Origin of the sequence: Paraburkholderia sp. BR14374 (assembly GCF_040948685.1) — a bacterium.
Lineage (GTDB): Bacteria > Pseudomonadota > Gammaproteobacteria > Burkholderiales > Burkholderiaceae > Paraburkholderia > Paraburkholderia youngii.
The window spans coordinates 1-918 of the sequence record NZ_JBFPKF010000114.1; the positions used below are offsets into that span (position 1 = coordinate 1).

The 918-nt window shown below is 57.0% G+C and carries 1 pseudogene; it reads left to right on the top strand.

Annotated features, from left to right (window positions below):
• Nucleotides 1-75: 75 nt before the first annotated feature.
• A pseudogene (locus tag AB3X86_RS38250) lies at nucleotides 76-801 on the top strand (IS110 family transposase); the annotation flags it as partial.
• Between the last annotated feature and the right edge of the window lie 117 nt (nucleotides 802-918).

Below are 918 nucleotides of genomic sequence, written 5' to 3' on the forward strand. Positions count from 1 at the left end.
ACCCATCCAGACCTCGACAGAATTTGCAGGAAACTACCCATAATCTGCCAGGTTCCTGCAAATGCATCAACAACTTTCCGCTTCAAACCCTTGCTGCAAAAGGCTCTCCGGATTGTTCAGGTTCGACTAAGTAACTTTCACGCTTGCACGGTAGTTATGGAAGCCTGCGCCGGCGCCCACTTCATGGCACGCAAACTTGCAACCTTCGGGCACCAGATCAAGCTCATCTCACCGCAGTTCGTTCGCCCATTCGTAAAATCAAACAAGAACGATTTTGTTGACGCCGAGGCAATCTGCGAAGCTGCCTCACGGCCGGCCATGCGATTTGTTACTCCGAGGACGGAATCGCAGCAGACGCTGTCCGCACTACACCGGGTACGCGATTCACTGATTCGCGATCGCGTATGCACAACGAACCAGTTACATGCCTTCCTGCTTGAGTTCGGCATCAGCCTGCCGATTGGCAACGCGGTCGTCAGGCGACTCCCGGCCCTGCTCGCTGAACACTCATTGCCACCGCGTCTGGTTACCATTCTCGAACGCTTACATACCCACTACAAGTATCTTGCGCAACAGATCGCGGAGCTCGACAGGGAAATTGCACAGCAACTCGCCGACGACGACCTCGGCCGGCGTCTGTTGACGATCCCTGGGGTCGGCCCGATCACCGCTAGCGTCCTTACAGCAGAGATGGGCGATGGCAAACAATACGCCCGCAGCCGTGATTTCGCGGCCTCGATAGGTCTGGTTCCGCGTCAATACAGTACAGGAGGCCGAGCGAACCTTCTGGGCATCAGTAAGTCAGTATGACTCCCGTGCGACGAGGCTAGCCGCCGTGCGGATTTGAGCGCGGGTTAGCATGGCTGCCAGAGCCGCATTGAGTGGGGACGGATCCGCCGCTCAACGGTCTGTTTCCGG